Source organism: Streptomyces silvae, from assembly GCF_016745505.1.
GTDB classification, from domain to species: Bacteria; Actinomycetota; Actinomycetes; order Streptomycetales; family Streptomycetaceae; genus Streptomyces; species Streptomyces silvae.
The window spans coordinates 1-16,521 of record NZ_JAERUC010000161.1 but is presented as its reverse complement, the minus strand read 5'-3'; the positions used below and the strand labels follow the sequence as shown (position 1 = coordinate 16,521).

Annotated in this window: 13 protein-coding genes and 1 pseudogene; 2 read left to right on the top strand and 12 right to left on the bottom strand. The window is 70.2% G+C overall.

The genetic code is table 11. The features are described 5' to 3' along the window. Window positions 1-230: 230 nt before the first annotated feature. From JKV81_RS25485 to JKV81_RS25445, 9 genes and pseudogenes are all read right to left on the bottom strand, one after another. The gene (locus JKV81_RS25485) at window positions 231-977 is read right to left on the bottom strand and encodes a hypothetical protein (protein WP_129266660.1); all 747 of its coding nucleotides are present in this window, start codon (window positions 975-977) and stop codon (window positions 231-233) included. Between the two features lie 52 nt (window positions 978-1,029). After that, window positions 1,030-1,503 (bottom strand): ATP-binding protein, encoded by a 474-nt coding sequence (locus tag JKV81_RS25480; RefSeq protein ID WP_129266659.1) that lies wholly within the window; start codon window positions 1,501-1,503, stop codon window positions 1,030-1,032. Between the two features lie 177 nt (window positions 1,504-1,680). Beyond that, window positions 1,681-2,490 (bottom strand): anti-sigma factor, encoded by an 810-nt coding sequence (locus JKV81_RS25475; protein WP_307820604.1) that lies wholly within the window; start codon window positions 2,488-2,490, stop codon window positions 1,681-1,683. Continuing rightward, on the bottom strand, window positions 2,487-3,077 hold the full coding sequence (sigK, locus tag JKV81_RS25470; protein ID WP_307820603.1) for an ECF RNA polymerase sigma factor SigK: 591 nt from the start codon (window positions 3,075-3,077) through the stop codon (window positions 2,487-2,489). The genes JKV81_RS25475 and sigK overlap by 4 nt, the downstream gene beginning before the upstream one ends. A 91-nt stretch (window positions 3,078-3,168) precedes the next feature. Then, entirely contained in the window at window positions 3,169-4,161 is a 993-nt protein-coding gene (sbnA, locus tag JKV81_RS25465) for a 2,3-diaminopropionate biosynthesis protein SbnA (protein ID WP_129266657.1), read from the bottom strand. A gap of 82 nt (window positions 4,162-4,243) precedes the next feature. After that, entirely contained in the window at window positions 4,244-5,314 is a 1,071-nt protein-coding gene (sbnB, locus tag JKV81_RS25460) for a 2,3-diaminopropionate biosynthesis protein SbnB (protein ID WP_202077978.1), read from the bottom strand. After that, a complete protein-coding gene (locus JKV81_RS25455) occupies window positions 5,311-6,309 on the bottom strand; it encodes a TauD/TfdA family dioxygenase (protein WP_372444249.1) in 999 nt (332 codons plus the stop codon). Before JKV81_RS25455 ends, sbnB begins: the two co-directional genes overlap by 4 nt. Before the next feature lie 5 nt (window positions 6,310-6,314). Beyond that, window positions 6,315-8,827, bottom strand: a pseudogene (locus JKV81_RS25450) (non-ribosomal peptide synthetase). Continuing rightward, on the bottom strand, window positions 8,824-11,385 hold the full coding sequence (locus JKV81_RS25445; protein ID WP_202077972.1) for a Pls/PosA family non-ribosomal peptide synthetase: 2,562 nt from the start codon (window positions 11,383-11,385) through the stop codon (window positions 8,824-8,826). Before JKV81_RS25445 ends, JKV81_RS25450 begins: the two are co-directional and overlap by 4 nt. Window positions 11,386-11,654: 269 nt before the next feature. On the opposite strand from JKV81_RS25445, the gene JKV81_RS25440 reads away from it, so the two are divergent. Continuing rightward, complete coding sequence (locus JKV81_RS25440) at window positions 11,655-12,635, top strand: acetoacetate decarboxylase family protein (RefSeq protein WP_202077970.1); 981 nt, start codon at window positions 11,655-11,657, stop codon at window positions 12,633-12,635. 76 nt (window positions 12,636-12,711) lie between these two features. Here the strand turns inward: JKV81_RS25440 and JKV81_RS25435 are convergent, their stop codons facing one another. The 3 genes from JKV81_RS25435 to JKV81_RS25425 all read right to left on the bottom strand — a co-directional run bounded on the left by JKV81_RS25435 (window position 12,712) and on the right by JKV81_RS25425 (window position 15,622). Further along, on the bottom strand, window positions 12,712-13,050 hold the full coding sequence (locus tag JKV81_RS25435) for a hypothetical protein (RefSeq protein ID WP_202077968.1): 339 nt from the start codon (window positions 13,048-13,050) through the stop codon (window positions 12,712-12,714). Between the two features lie 113 nt (window positions 13,051-13,163). Next, the gene (locus JKV81_RS25430) at window positions 13,164-14,063 is read right to left on the bottom strand and encodes an RNA polymerase sigma-70 factor (RefSeq protein ID WP_129266651.1); all 900 of its coding nucleotides are present in this window, start codon (window positions 14,061-14,063) and stop codon (window positions 13,164-13,166) included. A gap of 296 nt (window positions 14,064-14,359) precedes the next feature. Then, window positions 14,360-15,622 (bottom strand): NADH:flavin oxidoreductase/NADH oxidase family protein, encoded by a 1,263-nt coding sequence (locus JKV81_RS25425; RefSeq protein WP_202077966.1) that lies wholly within the window; start codon window positions 15,620-15,622, stop codon window positions 14,360-14,362. A 94-nt stretch (window positions 15,623-15,716) separates the two neighbouring features. Between JKV81_RS25425 and JKV81_RS25420 the strand changes: the two genes are divergently transcribed. Further along, entirely contained in the window at window positions 15,717-16,331 is a 615-nt protein-coding gene (locus JKV81_RS25420) for a TetR/AcrR family transcriptional regulator (RefSeq protein ID WP_202077964.1), read from the top strand. The last annotated feature ends 190 nt before the right edge of the window (window positions 16,332-16,521 follow it).

The window sequence follows — 16,521 nt, the reverse complement described above, 5'->3', positions numbered from 1 at the left end:
TCGCAGGTTCAAATCCTGTCGTCCCGACTGGAGACAGTCGTAGATCAAGGGCCGGTATCGGAGAAATCCGATACCGGCCCTTGACCGTTTCCGGGACCAACCGGGGGCCGGCGCCCTTGATCGCACATGGGGTGTGTGCGGCACGCCGGAGCCACGGCCTGCCCGGGCGGCACGCCGCCCTCCCGGCCCGGCCGGAAGCAAGAGGCTGACGGCATACGCCGTACGCGAGCTCAGCCCGTGGCGCGGTGGGAGGGGCGGGGTGCGGCGGGCAACGGGGCCTGTGCGGTGCGTGTCACGTCACCGACCAGCTCGACGACATCGGGCCCGTACGCCTGGGAGTTGATCACCTTCAGGAGCAGCACGAAGGAGCTGTTGCGGTGTTTGCGCTGCAGTTTCTCGTAGTTGCGCATCAGGTAGCGGGAGGCGGCCTGGTTGGTGATGGCGCGTTGGCCGCAGAGGAGGAAGACGGGTCGGGCGTCCGGGCCGCCGGTGAGCCTGGCGAGCAGCACGTGTTCGGAGGTTCCGGGCTCCAGGCGGTAGCGTTCCGAGCCCACCTGGAAGGCGGCGCGGTCGGGGCCCGGTTCCGGCCCGGTATTGATCTTCACGCCCGGCAGCAGGGACTGCAGGTGCGCGGCCATACGCCGGTTCGACCCCGGGCCGCCGACGCAGAACTCCGTACGCTCGCCGAAGCCCTGCTGGGCGCTGTCGTGGGACACGATCTGGGCGTGTGCGGAACAGTCCTTGATGAGCGCCGAGAGTTCGAGCAGCGCGAAGACGTCGTGGCGGTGGACCGCGCCGTCGCCGCCGGCGTCGCGGTTGACGACGAGCAGACACTCGGAGTTCCCCGGCAGCCCGAAGAAGGCCTGCTTGCGCCGGAGTTTACGCCGCCAGAGGTAGGTGCGGGCGAGCCAGCCGAGTGCGGCGCTGATGCCGGCGGCTATGAGGCCGAGCACGATGTTGCGTACGTCGTCATTCATGAGCGGGGATCGTAGCGGGCCGGTCGGACGTGGGGCCCAGGCGGTCCTGACCCTACGTGGAGGGGCTGGTCCCGCGGCCCGTCCGCACGGGACCGGTGGGGGACCTGTCGTCGAAGGCCGCGTGCACACACTTTCCGCCGGGGACCGGTTCGGTGAAGACCCGGGCTCCCAGATCCTCGGCGATGTGCAGGCCCATGCCGCCTGTGCCGTCGGTGAGATCAGGGGCGCGTGGGGACGGGGGAACACAGGAGCAGTCGGCCACCGCGATGTCCAGCGTGCCCGCCGTGGTGGTCAGGGTCAGGGCGCTGGGGCCGCGGGCGTGCCGGACCGCGTTCGTGACCAGCTCGGACACGATCAGCAGGACATCGTCGTGGCGGTCCGGGGTGAGCGCGGGCAGGGTCCGGCGCAGGAAGGCGACAGTTGCCCGGCGGGCCTGCGAGGGGGCTTCCGGGCCGGACGGCAGGGGGACGGTCTCCGTGCCGAGCGGGCCCGGCGTGAGGGGCGGGGGTGCGGTCGTAGTGGTCATGGCGGTGTCCCGACGAGGACGCGGCGGCCTCGCGGACGCCGCACGGTGTGGTGCCGGAGTTGGCGGTGAGGGCGCAACCTCGCTCCCGGTGGTTACGGCAGCCAGGTCGTGAGCGGCCCTGCACAAGGGATTCGTAGGCACCGGCCGAATTGTTTGGGGTGAACCGAAGAGAATGTGTCAGGAGGGGAGTTCGACCGCGCCGAGAGGGTCGGTGGTGGGCTGTTCGGAACCCCCGGACGGTTCGACGGACAGGGCCACCGCCGTGGCGGCGTCGACCGACCCGTCCAGAGGACTCATCCGGCGCCCGGGGTTGCGGCTGAGCAGCCCCGCCGGCACGGGTGTCCCGTCCTCGATGAACCAGGCCTCGTAGACCTTGCCCGCGGGAAGCCGCGGCAGACCGGAGACGGCGAGTGCGGCTGCGTTCTCGCTGCGGGAGAAGGCGACCGTGGCCGTGCCGCCGCCGCGCAGCTCCTGGGTCGCGAGCCGGGCGTCGCCCGCCGTGAGCACGCGTGCCACGTCGTCCTGCCGCTCCTGTACCTGCTCGGCCGTCGCTCTGGCGTCCTGGGCTTCCTGGTACTGCCAGGTGGCGATGCCGAGGCAGGCGAGCACGGCCGCCACACAGGCCGCCAGCACGAGGCGGGGCAGCTGTCGCGACGGGGCGTAGGCCCCGCCGTCCGCCGTCGGCGTGACGGGGACCGGCTTCGGGGCGGCGGGCGCCTGCCGCGGCGGCGCGGACGCCGCCCGGGGCCTGGCGGGTGCCTCCTGCGGTGTGGTGGCCACCTTGCGGAGGATCTCCTCGCGCAGGGCGGCCGGCGGAGTCACCGCCGCGGCCCGCCCCAGCAACGCGGCGGTGGCCTGGAGCTCGGCGACCTCCTCGCGGCAGGCCTCGCAGTCCTCCAGGTGCCGTTCGAAGGCCAGACGTTCGTCCTCGGGGAGTGCGTGCAGGGCGTAGGCGGCGCTCGCGTCGTGCGGGTCCACAGCGTTCACGGCGTTCCTCCCAGGCAGGCGCGCAGCCGGATCAGGCCGTCCCGCAGGCGGGTCTTCACCGTGCCCAGCGGTACGGACAGCGACTGCGCCACTTCCTTGTAGGTGAGCCCTCCGTAGTAGGTGAGGGCCACCGTCTCGCGCTGGATGTCGGTGAGGGCGTGGACGCAGCGGCGTACCCGCTGCCACTCCATATGGGTCTCCACCTGCTCGGTGACGTCGTCGAAGGGCAGTCCGGGGCTCAGCAGCACCGTCCTGCGCTCGCGGTCCGCGCCGGCCTGCGACGACCGCACGCGGTCCACCGCGCGGCGGTGCGCCAGGGTCATGATCCAGGTCATCGCACTGCCACGGCCCGGCTCGAACCTGCCGGACGTACGCCACACCTCGAGCAGCACGTCCTGGACCACTTCCTCCGACTGCGCGGGGTCTCTCAGAACCCGGTGGACCAGACCCATCCCCGGCCCTGCGGCGCGGTCGTAGACGCCGCTGAAGGCCTCCCGGTCCCCCTCGGCCGTCCAGAGCATCAACTGGTCCAGGTCAGGGCCGTCCGTCTGCCGGCCGGCTTCTCCTCCGTGATCGGCGGAATGCACCTGGACACCTCGCTGACCTGTCGACACCGGGTACGGAGACCGTTCCCGGGCGATACAAGCACCCCCCGGCTCCGGCGGCCATCCACATGCATCAAAGCGGTGAACGCGCATGTCGCGAAGGCAGACGTGTCGTGTCGAGCGCTTCCTCGCCGTACAGGTCCTGGACCCAGTTGTCCTGGTAGACGGTGTCGAGATACCGCTCGCCGAGGTCGGGCGCGATGGCCACCGCGGTCAGGTCCCGCGTCCCGTGGCGGGCCAGCCAGTCGGTCGCGCCGCTCACCACGGTGCCGGTGGAGCCGCCGAAGAGGAAGCCGCTCCTGGCCAGACGGCGGCAGGCCCGGATGGTGTCCGCCTCCTCGACCCGCACCACCTCGTCCACGTACGACTCGTCCAGGAGCGGTGGCCGCATGCTCATGCCCAGCCCCGGGATCATCCGCCGGCCGGCGTCTCCCCCGAACGCCACCGAACCGATGGTGTCCACCGCGACCACCCGGACCGGGCGGTGCCAGGTCCGGAAGTACCGCGCGCAGCCCATCAGCGTCCCCGTCGTCCCCGCCCCCACGAACAGGACGTCCAGCAGAGGGAACGAACGGGCGATCTCCGGAGCCGTCGTCCGGTAGTGGGCCTTCCAGTTGGCCGGGTTGGAGTACTGGCTCAGCCACACATACCGGTCGTCGGAGGCACACAGATGCCGTACGTGGTCCAGCCGGGCGCCGAGGAATCCGCCGTCGGCCTCCTGGCCGGCCACCAGATGAACCTCGCCGCCGAGCGCCTCCATCATCAGCCGGGTGGCGAGGTTGCACCGTGAGTCCGTCACACAGACGAACCGGTAGCCCTTGCTCGCCGCGATCATGCTCAGCGCCACGCCGAGGTTGCCGGAGGAGGACTCGACGAGCACGGAGTCGGACGTCAGGGAGCCGTCGCGCTCGGCCGAGGCCACCATCTCGGCGGCGGCCTTGAGCTTGATCGAGCCGGCGAAGTTGAAGCCCTCGCACTTGAGGAGCAGCGCCTGCCCGAAGATCCGCTCGATGTCCACGTAGAGCTCCTCCTCGTCGAAGGCCTGAGGGACAGTGATGACCGACACGGTGAACTCCTCTTCCGTACGTTGCCTGTGGGCTGGGCTGGGCTGGGCTGGGGCCGAGCGGATCTGTGCGGGACGGCCGCCCTCATCCGTAGCGGCGTCGTTCGTGGAAGAAGTCGTCGACGATCCGGAGTTCGCCGGAGCGGGCGACCCGGTCGTGGACGAAACCGCCGACCGCGAGATCGAGCACCCCGAGACCGAAGGGTGAGAAGACCACCGGCCGGCTCCTCGGCACCGACACCCGCCCCGCCATCACGTCGTCCAGCGTGCCGTGCAGGAAGTCCCGGCTGCCCGTGAGCTGTTCGGTCAGATGGGGGGAGGTGGCCGCCCGGAGGCAGTGCTCGATGTCGTCCACGATGTTGGTCGAGGCCAGCAGCACCCGCGGGGCGAGGTCACGCAGCGACACGTGCAGCACCACGGGGTTGTGGTCGAACCATTCCGGATCCTCGACATGAGGTTCGCCGGCGACCGTCGCGAAGACCACGAGATCGCTGGTGCGGATCAGTTCCTCCGGGGACCGGTGCACGGTGACGGGGGCGGCGCTGCCGGACTGTTCGACGTACAGCCGGAATCCGGCGGCGCTCTCCGCCGAGAGGTCGTACACCCCGATGTCGTCGAACGACCAGCCGGTTCCTTCGAGGAACGTATGGATGTACCGGGCGATGAGGCCGGTGCCGAAGAACCCGACGCGGGTGGGACGCGCCCGGTCGCGGGTGAGCCGGTCGGCCGCCGAGGCCGCGGACGCCGCCGTTCGCGTGGCACTGATGATCGAGCTCTCCAGACAGGCGAACGGGTACCCCGTACACGGGTCGTTGAGGATCAGCACGGCCGAGGCGCGTGGAACGCCGGACCTGACGTTCGCCGGGAAGCTGGAGATCCACTTCAGCCCGTCCACGGGTGACTCGCCCCCCAGGGGAGCGGGCAGCGCGATCATCCGGGACGTGGCGCGGTCCGGGAAGCGGAGGAAGGAGGAGGGCGGGTTCACCGTCCGGCCCGCACCGTGCAGCCGGTAGGCGGCCTCGACCACCTCCACGATCTCCTTCTCGCGCCCTTCCAGGGCGCGGCGGACCTGGCTGCCGGGGATCACTGCGAACGAGGGTACGGTGACGCCCTCGTCCGTGGCCGGTGCGGGAGCGCCGGTGTGTTCCGTGTTCATCGCGGTCCTTCCTCGATCGTCGGTGAGCAGGTCTCCGGCCCGGTCGGCGAAGCCATGGCGACGACGACGTCGCGCGGCCCCTCGTAGGCCTCCCTGCTGTGCGCGGTGCGGATGTTGTCGACGAGGAGCAGGTCTCCGGCCTCCCACGGCCGGCGTACGGTGTGCTCCTCGTAGACCGAGTTGATGAGCCGGACGACGTCCTCACCGATGGCCTCGCCGTCGCCGTACCGCGTGTTGAACGGCAGGCCGTCGGTCCCGTACTCGTCGACCAGGTACTCGCGCACCTCGGGAACGAGTGTCCACTCGTTCAGGAAGGCGATCTGGTTGAACCAGCAGCGCCGTCCGTCGGCCGGGTGGCGCACCACGGCGCTGCGCCGTTGCTCGGTGCGGAGCCCTCCGTCGGGCTGCCAGGCGAAGGAGATGGCGTGATCGCGGCAGTAGCGTTCGACCGCGTCGCGGTCGTCGGTGCCGAAGGCCTCGGTCACCGTGGCTCCGATCTCGTCGTTGTAGCTGCGGGTCAGGATCCACCCCTCCCGCTCGAACCGCTCGGTCAGATCGCGGGGCAGGGCATCGAGCACCTCCGCCGCGTCGGCCAGACCGGTGGCGCCGCCCGTGGTCGGCTCCGAGAGACAGGCGAAGAGCAGCAGGCCGGGGAAGCCGAGCGTGTAGCTCAGTTCGTGGTGCATGCACATCGGGTGGTTCGGGGGCCAGGCGGAGGAGGAGTGGACGCCGGGGGAGTAGGTCTGCCTGGGGGCGAAGGCCTCCCTCTCCGCGACCGGCTCGACGGTCAGCTGTCCGAGGACCGCGGCGACATCCTCCGGGTCACGCAGGCCCAGCCCGCGGACCAGGACGGCACCGTGTTCGGCGAGTGCGGCGCCGAGCCCTTCGCGGGCCCCGGCCGCCCAGTCGGCGGGATCCTCGGCGTCCGGGACCCGCAGCGTCGCGGGCCGGACCGGTCCGCGCTCCTGATCGAGCGGTGAGACGGTCGTCTCCATGGAAGTCATCGTGATCTCCTCAGGGTTGTGGACGGTTCACGGGGTGGAACGCCGGTCGACGAGTGAGGCGAGGTCGGTGAGTACGGGGTGCCGGACCAGGTCCTTGAGCGAGACCTCACGGTCCAGGGAGACCGCCACCCTGACCGCCGAGAGCGAGGTGCCACCGCGGTCGAAGAAGTTGTCGCGCCGCCCCAGAAGGTCCGCCGGGACCCCGAGCACCTCGGCCCAGACCGACGCGAGACGCTGCTCGGTGGGCGTGCGGGGCAGAGCGTCGTCCTCATGCACGGTGTGGGTGGCCGACTCGGCTGCGCGTAGCGGAAGTTCGCGGCGGTCGATCTTGCCGTTGGCGGTGAGCGGCAGGGACTCCAGCCAGTGGAAGGCCGACGGAATCATGTACGCGGGCAGGGTGGTGCCGAGCCGGTTCCGCAGGACGTCGTCCCGCAGGGGGCGCCCACCGCTGTAGAAGGCGGTCAACTGCTGCCCGCGCCCGGCCTCTTCGGCGACCACGACGGCGCAGTCGCGCACGCCGTCCGTACGCAGCAGAGCGTTCTCGATCTCACCGATCTCGATCCGGAATCCGCGGATCTTGACCTGCGCGTCCTTGCGCCCCAGGAATTCCATCTGTCCGTCGGGGAGCCAGCGACCGTAGTCCCCTCCCAGATGGAGCCGCTCGCCCGCGTGGAACGGATCCGGAAGGAAGACCGCCCGTGTCCGCTCGGGGTCGTTGATGTACCCCCGGCCGACACAGACCCCGGAGAAGGCGATGGCACCCGGGGCGCCCAGCGGCACCGGGGAGAGGTGCTCGTCGAGGAGGTAGAGGCGTACGTTGCCGACCGGGCGGCCGAGCGGCACGCCCTCGGTGTCCGGGACCCGGTCCATGACCGCGTGGTTGGTGTCGTCGGACGTCTCGGTCAGCCCGTACGCGTTGACCAGGACGACCCCTGGCACGGCGGCGAACCAGCGCTGGACGAGTCCCTTCTTCAGAGCTTCGCCGGTGACCGAGACGCAGTGCAGATCGGGCAGTTCACGCGGGTGCCGTTCCAGGAAGGCCAGGACGGTGTCGAGGTAGGACGGGACCACCTGAAGGACACCGGCGCGGCCGTCGGCCAGGGTGTCGACGAACCGCCGGACGTCCAGGATCGCCTCCTGGCCGACCAGCAGTGTGCGTCCGCCGGCCAGCAGGGGCGAGAGGAGCTGCCATACGGAGATGTCGAAGCACTGCGGTGCGGTCTGGGCGACCACATCGCCCTCCCTGATCCCCAGATCCTCGATCTTCGCGAGGAGGTGGTTGAGCATTCCCGCGTGCTCCACCATCGCGCCCTTGGGTTCGCCCGTGGAGCCGGAGGTGAAGATGACGTACGCGAGATCGTCCGGTCCTACCGGCACACGGGGATCGGAGTCGTCGTGGTTCTCCTCGGTGAGCGTGTCGATGAAGAACGTCCGCACCCCAGGCACCGAGTCCACGGCGCGGTCGAGCGTGGCGGTGCTGCCCGGTTCGGTGAGCACCAGACCGCAGTCGGCCCGGGCGAGCATGGTGGCGATGCGGGCGGAGGGGAAGTGCGGCTCGACCGGCAGGTAGACGCCGCCGGCCTTGAGGACGGCGAGGACCGCGCAGAGCCAGTCCAGGTTCCGTCCGGTCGCCACGGCGACGACGTCCTGCCGGCGCAGTCCCGCCCCCAGGAGGGCGTGCGCCAGCCGGTTGGCCCGGCGGTTGAGGTCCCGGCAGGTCCACTGCCTGTCGCCCTGAACGGCCGCGACCGCGTCAGGGTGTGCGTGCGCCCGCTGTTCGAAGAGTTCGTGGAAGCGCAGTCCGGGGAGTTCGCGGTACGGCCCCGCGAGCCCGTCGATCTGATGGCCGAGTTCCTCCTGCGACAACAGGCTCTGCCGCCCGTGCGCCGCGTCGGGATCAGCCTCGATCAGCCTGAGTGCGGTGAGGTGGTAGCCGGCGATCCTGGTGGCGCCTTCCTCGTCGAAGACCTCGGTGCTGTACCGCAGGCGGAGCACGGACCCGCCGTGCCGACGCAGGAGCGCGACCTGGAGCACGGCGTCCCGTACGGGTCCGACTCGTCACCGGGCTGAACCGCCTGGCCGTCTCGATGCGGGTCTCCCCCACCGCGCCCCTGCTGGCCGCGCACGCCAAGGTGCTGGCCGCCCTGACCGGGGAGCCCGCCGTCACCACCGGCTATGTGGCGACCCAAGCCTCCGGTCCGTTGCCGTGCAGGCTGACCACCGGTGACGTCTCGTGGCGGGCCCTGGTGCTGCACGCGGACCGTACGGAGTCCGAGCTACTGGCCCACAAGGACTTTCCGGTCGACACGCTTCGGGTGGAGATGGGTCTCCCGGCCACCGCGCTCGAAACCGTGCTCGATCCGGCCGCCGGCGGCCTTCGCGGGAGGGCTGTCTCGACCACCGCCGTGCCGGGGACCGGGTCACGGGTCCACCGTGCCGGTGAGGTCGCCCCGCCGGCGCCGAGCACGTCGCGCCAGTACTCCGCACTGGTGCGTTCCGGCGTGTTCATCGTGCCGCCTCCTCGCCCCGGGTGGTTTCCCGGTCGATCCGAGTGGCCGGATTCCCGCCCCACAGGGCGTGCTCCGGGACCGATTCGCCCTTCATGAGGAAGGAGTCCGGAGCGAGTTCCGCCCCGTTGCCGATCGCGACGCCGTAGTGCACGAAGGCTCCGACCCCGAGCGTGCAGCCGTCACCGAGGGCGGAGCGGTCGGACTTGAAGGTGCCGTCCTCCTGGGAGTGGCACTGGACCACACTGCCGGTGTTGAGCGTGGAGCCGTCCCCGATGCTGACCATCGTGCGCTCCGTCAGGGAGCAGCCGTCGTCGAAGACCCTGCGTCCGATACGCACCCCCAACAGCCGCCAGACCAGACCCTTGAAGGGCGTCCCATCGAAGGCCTTGAGGAACAGCTCCGACGGCACCTTCCAGAAGCGCTCACGTCGCCAGAAGCGGGGATCGTAGATCGAGCAGAAGAGCGGGCCCGGTGGGTGGGCGGCCGTGACCGCACGCTCCACGAGGACGAAGTAGGCGGCACTGACGATCACGACCAGGACGTTGCCCAGCGCGACGGCTGCGGCGCCGACCGAGGTGTAGAGCTCGGCGGAGCCCGAGACGACCAGGGTGACCACGAACGCGTACGCCCACCTGGCCAGCAGGTACAGCCCCATGGTTCCGGCGTTGTGCCGGTTCTTGGCGGCCAGACCGGTGCGCAGTTCCTCGCCGGACTTCATGACGTCGAAGCGGCTGTCCCGCTGCACCGACCGGGGTATCTCGAAGCTGGGCGAGCCCAGGAGGCCGACGCCTTCCCGGATCCTTCCGTCCACGGGGACCATGACCTTGGTCGCCAGCAGGCAGTTGGCTCCTGTCCGGCCCCGGGAGGGGTAGGCGATCCTGTTGCCCAGGAAGTTCCGCGGCCCGATGGCGGTGCGGGAGACCCGGAAGGACGTGCTGGAGAACTCGGCGTTGTTGATCGAGAGCCCGTCGGCGACCATCGTTCCGGTCCCGACCGAACTCAGGTAGGGCGTCTCGTGCTTCACCTCGGTTCCGAAGTTCGATCCCGTCTGCTCCACCCGGGAGAGGTCGTACCCGAGCAGGCGCAGATAGGGGACCACGGCGGAACTGTCACCGAACAGACGGGTGAGGAAAGGCCGGTTGGTCAGCAGGGTGATCACGCGGTGCACCCCGTAGTGGAAGCCGTAGAGCGGATAGACCCTGCCCGGCACGATGGCGCGGCCGAGCAGCCGCGGGACGGTGGCGAGCAGGAGGAAGCCGAGCGGCAGGATCACGAAGAGCAGTACGAAGGAGATGGCGAGGGCGTCGCGGTAGAACACCCAGGTCGTGAGGATCGAAGGTCCGGGCTCCAGGACGGCCGAGAGCTGCGGAGCCTCGGCGAGCAGGATCCCGATGCCTCCCACGGCCAGCGGCAGATACACCAGGAGCGCGCCCAGCAACTGCGTGACGCTGTGGAGCGACCTGCGCACGGGGCCGCAGGACGCGGGCTCCACCACGGGGTACGCGGAGTCGGCGCACCGCGCCGGTGAGCCGTGCCAGTTCTCGCCGGCCGGTACCGTCTGCCCGCTGTGCAGCGCGGACGCATGGGCCAGCCGGGCACCGTCGCCGAGCGACGTTTCGATGTCGAGCACCGAGGCCTCGGCGACGAGCGCGTCCTTCCCGAGTGTCACGGTCCCGGTCTCGATGAGACCGTCACGGGCGCGGTAGCAGGTGAAGAAGGAGTCCTTGCGGATGACCGTGGAGTCCCCCACGGACAGCAGGTCGGTACAGACGGGCACATGGCGGGAGAAGACCGCGGCTCCCGCTCCGATCCGTGCCCCCAGCGCCTTGAGGTAGAGCGTGTAGAGCGGAGATCCGACGAAGAGGACCAGCGGGTCCGAGCGGACGAGTGTCTTCACGACCCAGAGACGGAAGTACGCCAGGCTCCAGATACGGATCCGCTGTGGCTTCCAGCGGCCCACGAGGACCCATTTCACGAGAATCGGCGTGACGGACAGTCCGAGGAACACCGCGGCGCCGAAGACGACCGAGCGGAGATAGACGTCGAGCACGCCGGATCCGGCGGATATCCACTCGTAGCCCCGGACGCCGACGAAGGCGATGAGGCACGAGTAGAGGAGGAAGGACAACAACTGCAGGGTCCCGCACAGGACATACCTCGACCTGCCCGAAGGAGCCGCCGGTGCGGGGGTGGAGGGAGCGAGGGCCTGGTGCGACGACTCGGCGGGCGCGGGTGTGGGTCCGGGTGTGGGAGTGGCGGTGGCCGTCAGTGCGAGGGCCAGACCGCGGATGGTGGGGTGGGCGTAGACGTCCCGCATCGACACCGACGGCAGGCCGTCGACGTGCTTCCGGACCCGCGCGCAGAAATGGGCCATGACCAGGGAATCGGCGCCGAGGTCCTCGAAGAAGTCGCTGTCGGCCGCCACCTGGTCCCGGTGCATGACGTCGGCCAGCACGGCGGCGAGGGCCGCTTCGGTGGCCGGTCCGGAGGGCGGCCCGTGCCGGGCAGGGGCTGCCCCGGAGGGCGGGGGCAAGGTGGCGGCCTGCGTTCCGGGCATGGGGAGCTCCCTCGGAAGGACGCGTACCGCGTCGGACGGGCTCGGTGTGAGCCGTACGCGGACGCTCTCTACCAAGCATTCGAGGCCGACAGCGAGAAAGTTTGCCCTTGATGCTCATTAATGTGGCATTTGTCCCCGATGGCGTCAGCGTGTGGCGAGCGGGGCCCTCGCTGCGGCGCGGCCCGGCCCTTTCTCGGTGTTGACGGTGCTTACATGGCAGGTTAGGTTCATGTAAGCACCGTCAACATGGATGTGAAGGAGCTGCTTCGATGTCATCGAGCCGACAGGAATCAGACGCGCGCACGGCGGACCGGCGGCTGGCGGACCACCGGCCGGCGGTCCGGCGGGAAACGGTCGCGGTCGACCTGGGCGACCGTACGGTCCAGGTCCCCAAGGGGGGTTTGTACGACCGGTACCGGATGGACACAGACCTCGACGAGGTCGCCCGGGACCCCCGGGTGAGTGGAGTGGACTTCTTCCGGCAGCTGCCCAGGACCAGGGTCGACTCGGTCATCGGCCCCACCCTCACCCCGAACTTCTACTACCGGATCTCGACCGCCCGTCTGACGATGGCGGCACCCTCCCGGGCGATCCGCGCCCGTCTGCCGAAGGGACTGGCGCCCCTGGAAGTCGTGCCCGGACTCGGCCTGGTCTCGGTGATGTTCTTCCGCTACGACGTGTGCGACATCGACTTCTACACCGAGGCCGCCGTCGGTGTCGCCGTCAGGCCGGCCCGGCACGGCAGGCTCGGGTTCTTCGACCTGGTCGCCGGCCTGAAGAACGAGCACCTCCACTCCTATGTGCTGTCCCTGCCGGTGAGCACGGAGATCGCTCAGGTCCGCGGCCACGACGGCTACGGCTTCCCGAAGTGGGTCACCGCTCTCGACGTCGGCATCGACGCACGGCGGACGACCGCCCGCGTCGCCAACGACACGGGCGGGGCCGATCTGGTGCTCACGGCGAGCACGCCGAAGCAGACCGCCTACCCGAGCGGTGAGCGCGTGGGCTCACTCACGTCGTACACCTCGGTCAACGGCGGCTGGCACTCCACCCTGAGTCAGACCAACGTGCTCAGCGCCGGTACGACACGCTCCGCCCGTGGTGTCTCGATCGAGGTCGGCAAGGGCCGGATGGCCGACGATCTGCGCTCCCTCAAGCCCCTCAGGATCATCCAGTTCGACGTCATGACAGAGGGCCAGCTCGCCCTCCATATGCCGGTCCCCACCTCGGTGCCGAGCCGGAACAGGTAGCGAAGGGCACCGCCATGACCACCGGACACACCACATCGGAAGGTTCGGCCAAGCGGTGAGTCACCTCTCCGGGCAGTCAGGTCCACGCGACCGCCACAACGGCGGCGCCGGCCGTGAACGACCCCACGGCGTAGAAGGCCCACTGCTGCTTGTTGCGCATGCCCACCAGCGCCGTCACCGCCACCAGGACGTCCAGGGCCAGCTTCACCCCCATCTTGGCGTCGATCACCGGCAGGTCGAGGGAGGTCCGGGTCCAGATGAGTCCCGCGCCGGTGACGAGCTGGACGACCGCGCTGGTCAGCATGTAGCTGCCGGCCACCGGGTCCTTGCCTCTCAGCTGGAAGAAGAAGCCACCCATGAGCGCGGCGAACCCGAAGAGGTGGAAGACGAGGAACACATGACGAAGGATCTCCATGCCGGTGATCTCTCTCCGGAGTCGGGACGAGGTGATGATGCGTTGCGCGGGGCTCGGTCACGCCCGCGCCGGACTGCGACCGGTCCTCAAGGCGCCTGTGGGGCCTGAGGAGTTCACCGCAGGGTGAGGGGGGTCTCGGATGTGATGCGGGACAATTTCTCGGGGTTGCGGACGACATAGAGGCCGCGGATGAGGCCGGCCTCCACATGGGCCGTGATGATGCAGTCCAGTTCGCCGTCCAGGTGGAGCGCCAGCGCGGGGCTGCCGTTGACCATGGTGGGGACCAAGGTGATCGGGATCGTGTTCCTGTCGAGGCCTCCGGCCAGGAAGCGGGCCACCTTGTCGGCGCCGACGATCGGGCGCAGCGCGGCATGTTTCACCCCGCCGCCGTCGCCCATGTAGACGACCTCGGGCGCGAGCACGTCGAGCAACCCCTGTAGGTCACCGTCTTCCAGCGCCCGTACGAAGGACTCCACGGCCGCCCGCGTCCGGCGCTGGGAAACCACCGCGCGCGGGCGCCGGGCGTCCACGTGCCGGCGGGCCCGGTGTGCGATCTGGCGGACGGCGGCGGGGGTCTTGTCGATCGCCGCGGCGATCTCGTCGTAGCCGACGTCGAAGACCTCACGCAGCACGAAGACGGCTCGCTCGGTCGGTGACAGCGTCTCCAGGACCAGGAGCACCGCCATCGACACGCTCTCGGCGAGTTCGACGTCCTGCGCCACGTCCGGAGTGGTGAGCAGCGGCTCCGGCAGCCACGGGCCCACGTACGACTCCTTGCGCCGGGACATCGTGCGCAGCCGGTTGAGTGCCTGCCGGGTCGTGATGCGGACCAGGTACGCGCGCTGGTCGCGCACCTGGTCGAGGTCGACCTCGACCCACCTCAGCCAGGTCTCCTGCAGGACGTCCTCGGCGTCGGCCGCCGAGCCGAGCATCTCGTACGCGACGGTGAAGAGCAGGTTGCGGTGGGCGACGAAGGTCTCGGTCGCCCGGTCAACAGGGCTGTCATCACTCATGAGTTGATCATCTCGCCCTCGGCCGCCCCGGATCCAGGAAATCCGCTCGACGACCGGCGCCGCGAGGCGCAGGGCCGCCGCCGACGCCTTCCTTCATCCGGTGCAGGCGGTACCCACCGGGCTGGTGCGCCGACGGGCAGTTGCCTCGCGACGCCCTTGCGCACGGTCTCCTTCGTCTTCGCGCCGAGCAGGCGGTCGATCATGGTGATGTCTCCCTCGCTTCGAGCGGTTCGAGCTCAAGACACCACCTGCACGGCCCCTGTGACAGCATGTGACCCAGAACACACCACCGTCGGTTACGCGGGCCGGCTCACCGTCTCGGCGTCCCGTGACGCCGACAGCCAGGCCCGGTAGCGGCGCAGCGCCCCGCGCTGCTTCCACTGCTCGGAGAGCAGGGTGTACGCCGGGTGGATCCGGGGCCTGGGGGCACTTCCGCGCGCGAGACGGCCCATCTGGTGGCGGACCTGCGCCATGCCGGCGGCCGAGGCGAGGGCCTTGTCGGACCAGGTCACCGGTGCCAGCTGCCGGTCGGCTTCCCGGTGGCTCTTCCAGCGGTCGGGCAGGTCAGGGGTGACAGCGAGGGCGGTGCCCATGCCGACGACCGCCACACCGCTCTCCAGGACCCGCTCCGCGGTGGCGCGCCGCGTGATTCCGCCGGTGAGCATCAGCGGGAGGGAGCTGGTCCTGACCAGGTCCTTCGCCAGATCCAGGAAGTAGGCCTCGCGCGCCTGGGTGCGTGCGTCGGCCGGGCGTCCGGTCATCGCCGGGCTCTCGTAGCTCCCTCCGGACAGCTCGACCAGGTCGACGCCGAGGGGTTCGAGCATCTCGATGACCTGACGGGCGTCGTCGGCGTCGAATCCGCCGCGCTGGAAGTCGGCGGAGTTGAGCTTCACCGCGACCGCGAAGGACGGCGAGACGGCGGCACGGACGGCGCGTACGACGTCGAGCAGCATCCGCGCGCGGTTCTCCAGCGACCCGCCCCACTGGTCGGTGCGCGTGTTGACCAGCGGGGACAGGAACTGTGACAGCAGATAACCGTGGGCCGCGTGGACCTCCACGCCGTCGAATCCCGCCTCCTCGGCGCGGTGCGCGGTGACGGCGAACCGGGCGACCGTGGCATCGATCTGCGCCGGGGTCATGGCGGTCGGACGGCCGAAGCGGCTGCTGTGCCGGCCGAGGTCGACGCCGACGTCGGAGGGGCCCCACACGACGCCGGGCATGCCGGAGGCCACCTGACGGCCGGGGTGGTTGATCTGCATCCACAGGGTGCCGCCGCCGGACTTTCCCGCCTCGGCCCACTCGGTGAACGGCTTCAGCGGGGCGTTCTCGTCGAGCACCACCCCTCCGGGGCCCGTCAGTGCCTCGGCGTGCACCATGACGTTCCCCGTGATCAGCAGCCCGGTGCCACCGGCGGCCCAGCGCCGGTACAGCGTCAGCAACCTCTGGCCGGGCAGCTGGCCGTCGCCCGCCATGTTCTCCTCCATCGCCGCCTTGGCGATCCGGTTGTCCAGCACCTGCCCGGAGCGCAGGTGCAGCGGTGAGAACAGCTCGCTGGTCATCCCGTACCTCTCGTTCGTCCCTGTCGCTTACGATGTATGCATCGTTCACATTAGACGGTGATGTAAGCACTGTGAACATTAGGGAGTGTGACCTGTGCCGCAGGCCAGTACGTACCACCACGGCGATCTGCGCACCGCCTGCCTGCGTGCCGCACGCGAACTCCTCGAAGAGGACGGCAGCGCCGGCCTCTCGCTGCGCGCGGTCGCCCGGCGCGCCGGGGTGTCGGCGACAGCTCCTTACCGCCACTTCGCCGACCGCGACGCCCTCGTCTCCGCGGTGGCCGCCGAGGGGTACCGCGAGCTCGCCGGATATCTGGCCGAGGCGCACCCCGCGCCCTCCACGCCCGACGAACTCGCCGCGGTCGCCCTGGCCTACGTCCGGTTCGCGATCGAGCACCCCGCCCTGTTCCGCGTGATGTTCGCCGAGCCCTGCGATCCGACCAGCGAGGAACGGGTCGCCGCCACCGCGGCCATCTCGGAGTACGTCCACGGGATCGTCCGTGCCACCTTCCCCGGCGCGGACGCGGACGCGCTGTCGACCACGGTGTGGGCCCTCGTCCACGGGCTCGCGTTCCTGCACCTCGACGGCAAGCTCGACATCTCCACCCCTGAGGTGGTCGCCGCCCAGGTCCACGCGGCCGTCAGCGCGCTCTTCGACGCCTCCCGGGCCCTGTCTCCGGCGGCCGGCCGGGGGAGTGCGAGCGCCTAGGGTCTTTCGTTTGGATCAGGCCCGACCGGATGCCGTAGTCGGCCGGGCCCTGCCCCCGTTCGTCAGGCGGCAACTCCCGCCGGGGCAGGGCCGGGAGACGGGGTGGTGTTCGTGCCGTCGGTGGCCGCGGCCTTCGCCGACACCCCGATTCCGAGCTTGTCGAGGATCTTCTTCTCGATCTCGTTGGCCA

What these genes read in the sequence shown, in the direction of transcription:
- JKV81_RS25430 (WP_129266651.1), bottom strand. Translation starts at nt 14,063, where the DNA reads ATGAGTGATGACAGCCCTGTTGACCGGGCGACCGAGACCTTCGTCGCC.
- JKV81_RS25455 (WP_372444249.1), bottom strand. Translation starts at nt 6,309, where the DNA reads ATGGAGACGACCGTCTCACCGCTCGATCAGGAGCGCGGACCGGTCCGG.
- sbnB (WP_202077978.1), bottom strand. Translation starts at nt 5,314, where the DNA reads ATGAACACGGAACACACCGGCGCTCCCGCACCGGCCACGGACGAGGGC.
- JKV81_RS25480 (WP_129266659.1), bottom strand. Translation starts at nt 1,503, where the DNA reads ATGACCACTACGACCGCACCCCCGCCCCTCACGCCGGGCCCGCTCGGC.
- JKV81_RS25435 (WP_202077968.1), bottom strand. Translation starts at nt 13,050, where the DNA reads ATGGAGATCCTTCGTCATGTGTTCCTCGTCTTCCACCTCTTCGGGTTC.
- JKV81_RS25485 (WP_129266660.1), bottom strand. Translation starts at nt 977, where the DNA reads ATGAATGACGACGTACGCAACATCGTGCTCGGCCTCATAGCCGCCGGC.
- JKV81_RS25425 (WP_202077966.1), bottom strand. Translation starts at nt 15,622, where the DNA reads ATGACCAGCGAGCTGTTCTCACCGCTGCACCTGCGCTCCGGGCAGGTG.
- JKV81_RS25440 (WP_202077970.1), top strand. Translation starts at nt 11,655, where the DNA reads ATGTCATCGAGCCGACAGGAATCAGACGCGCGCACGGCGGACCGGCGG.
- JKV81_RS25445 (WP_202077972.1), bottom strand. Translation starts at nt 11,385, where the DNA reads ATGCCCGGAACGCAGGCCGCCACCTTGCCCCCGCCCTCCGGGGCAGCC.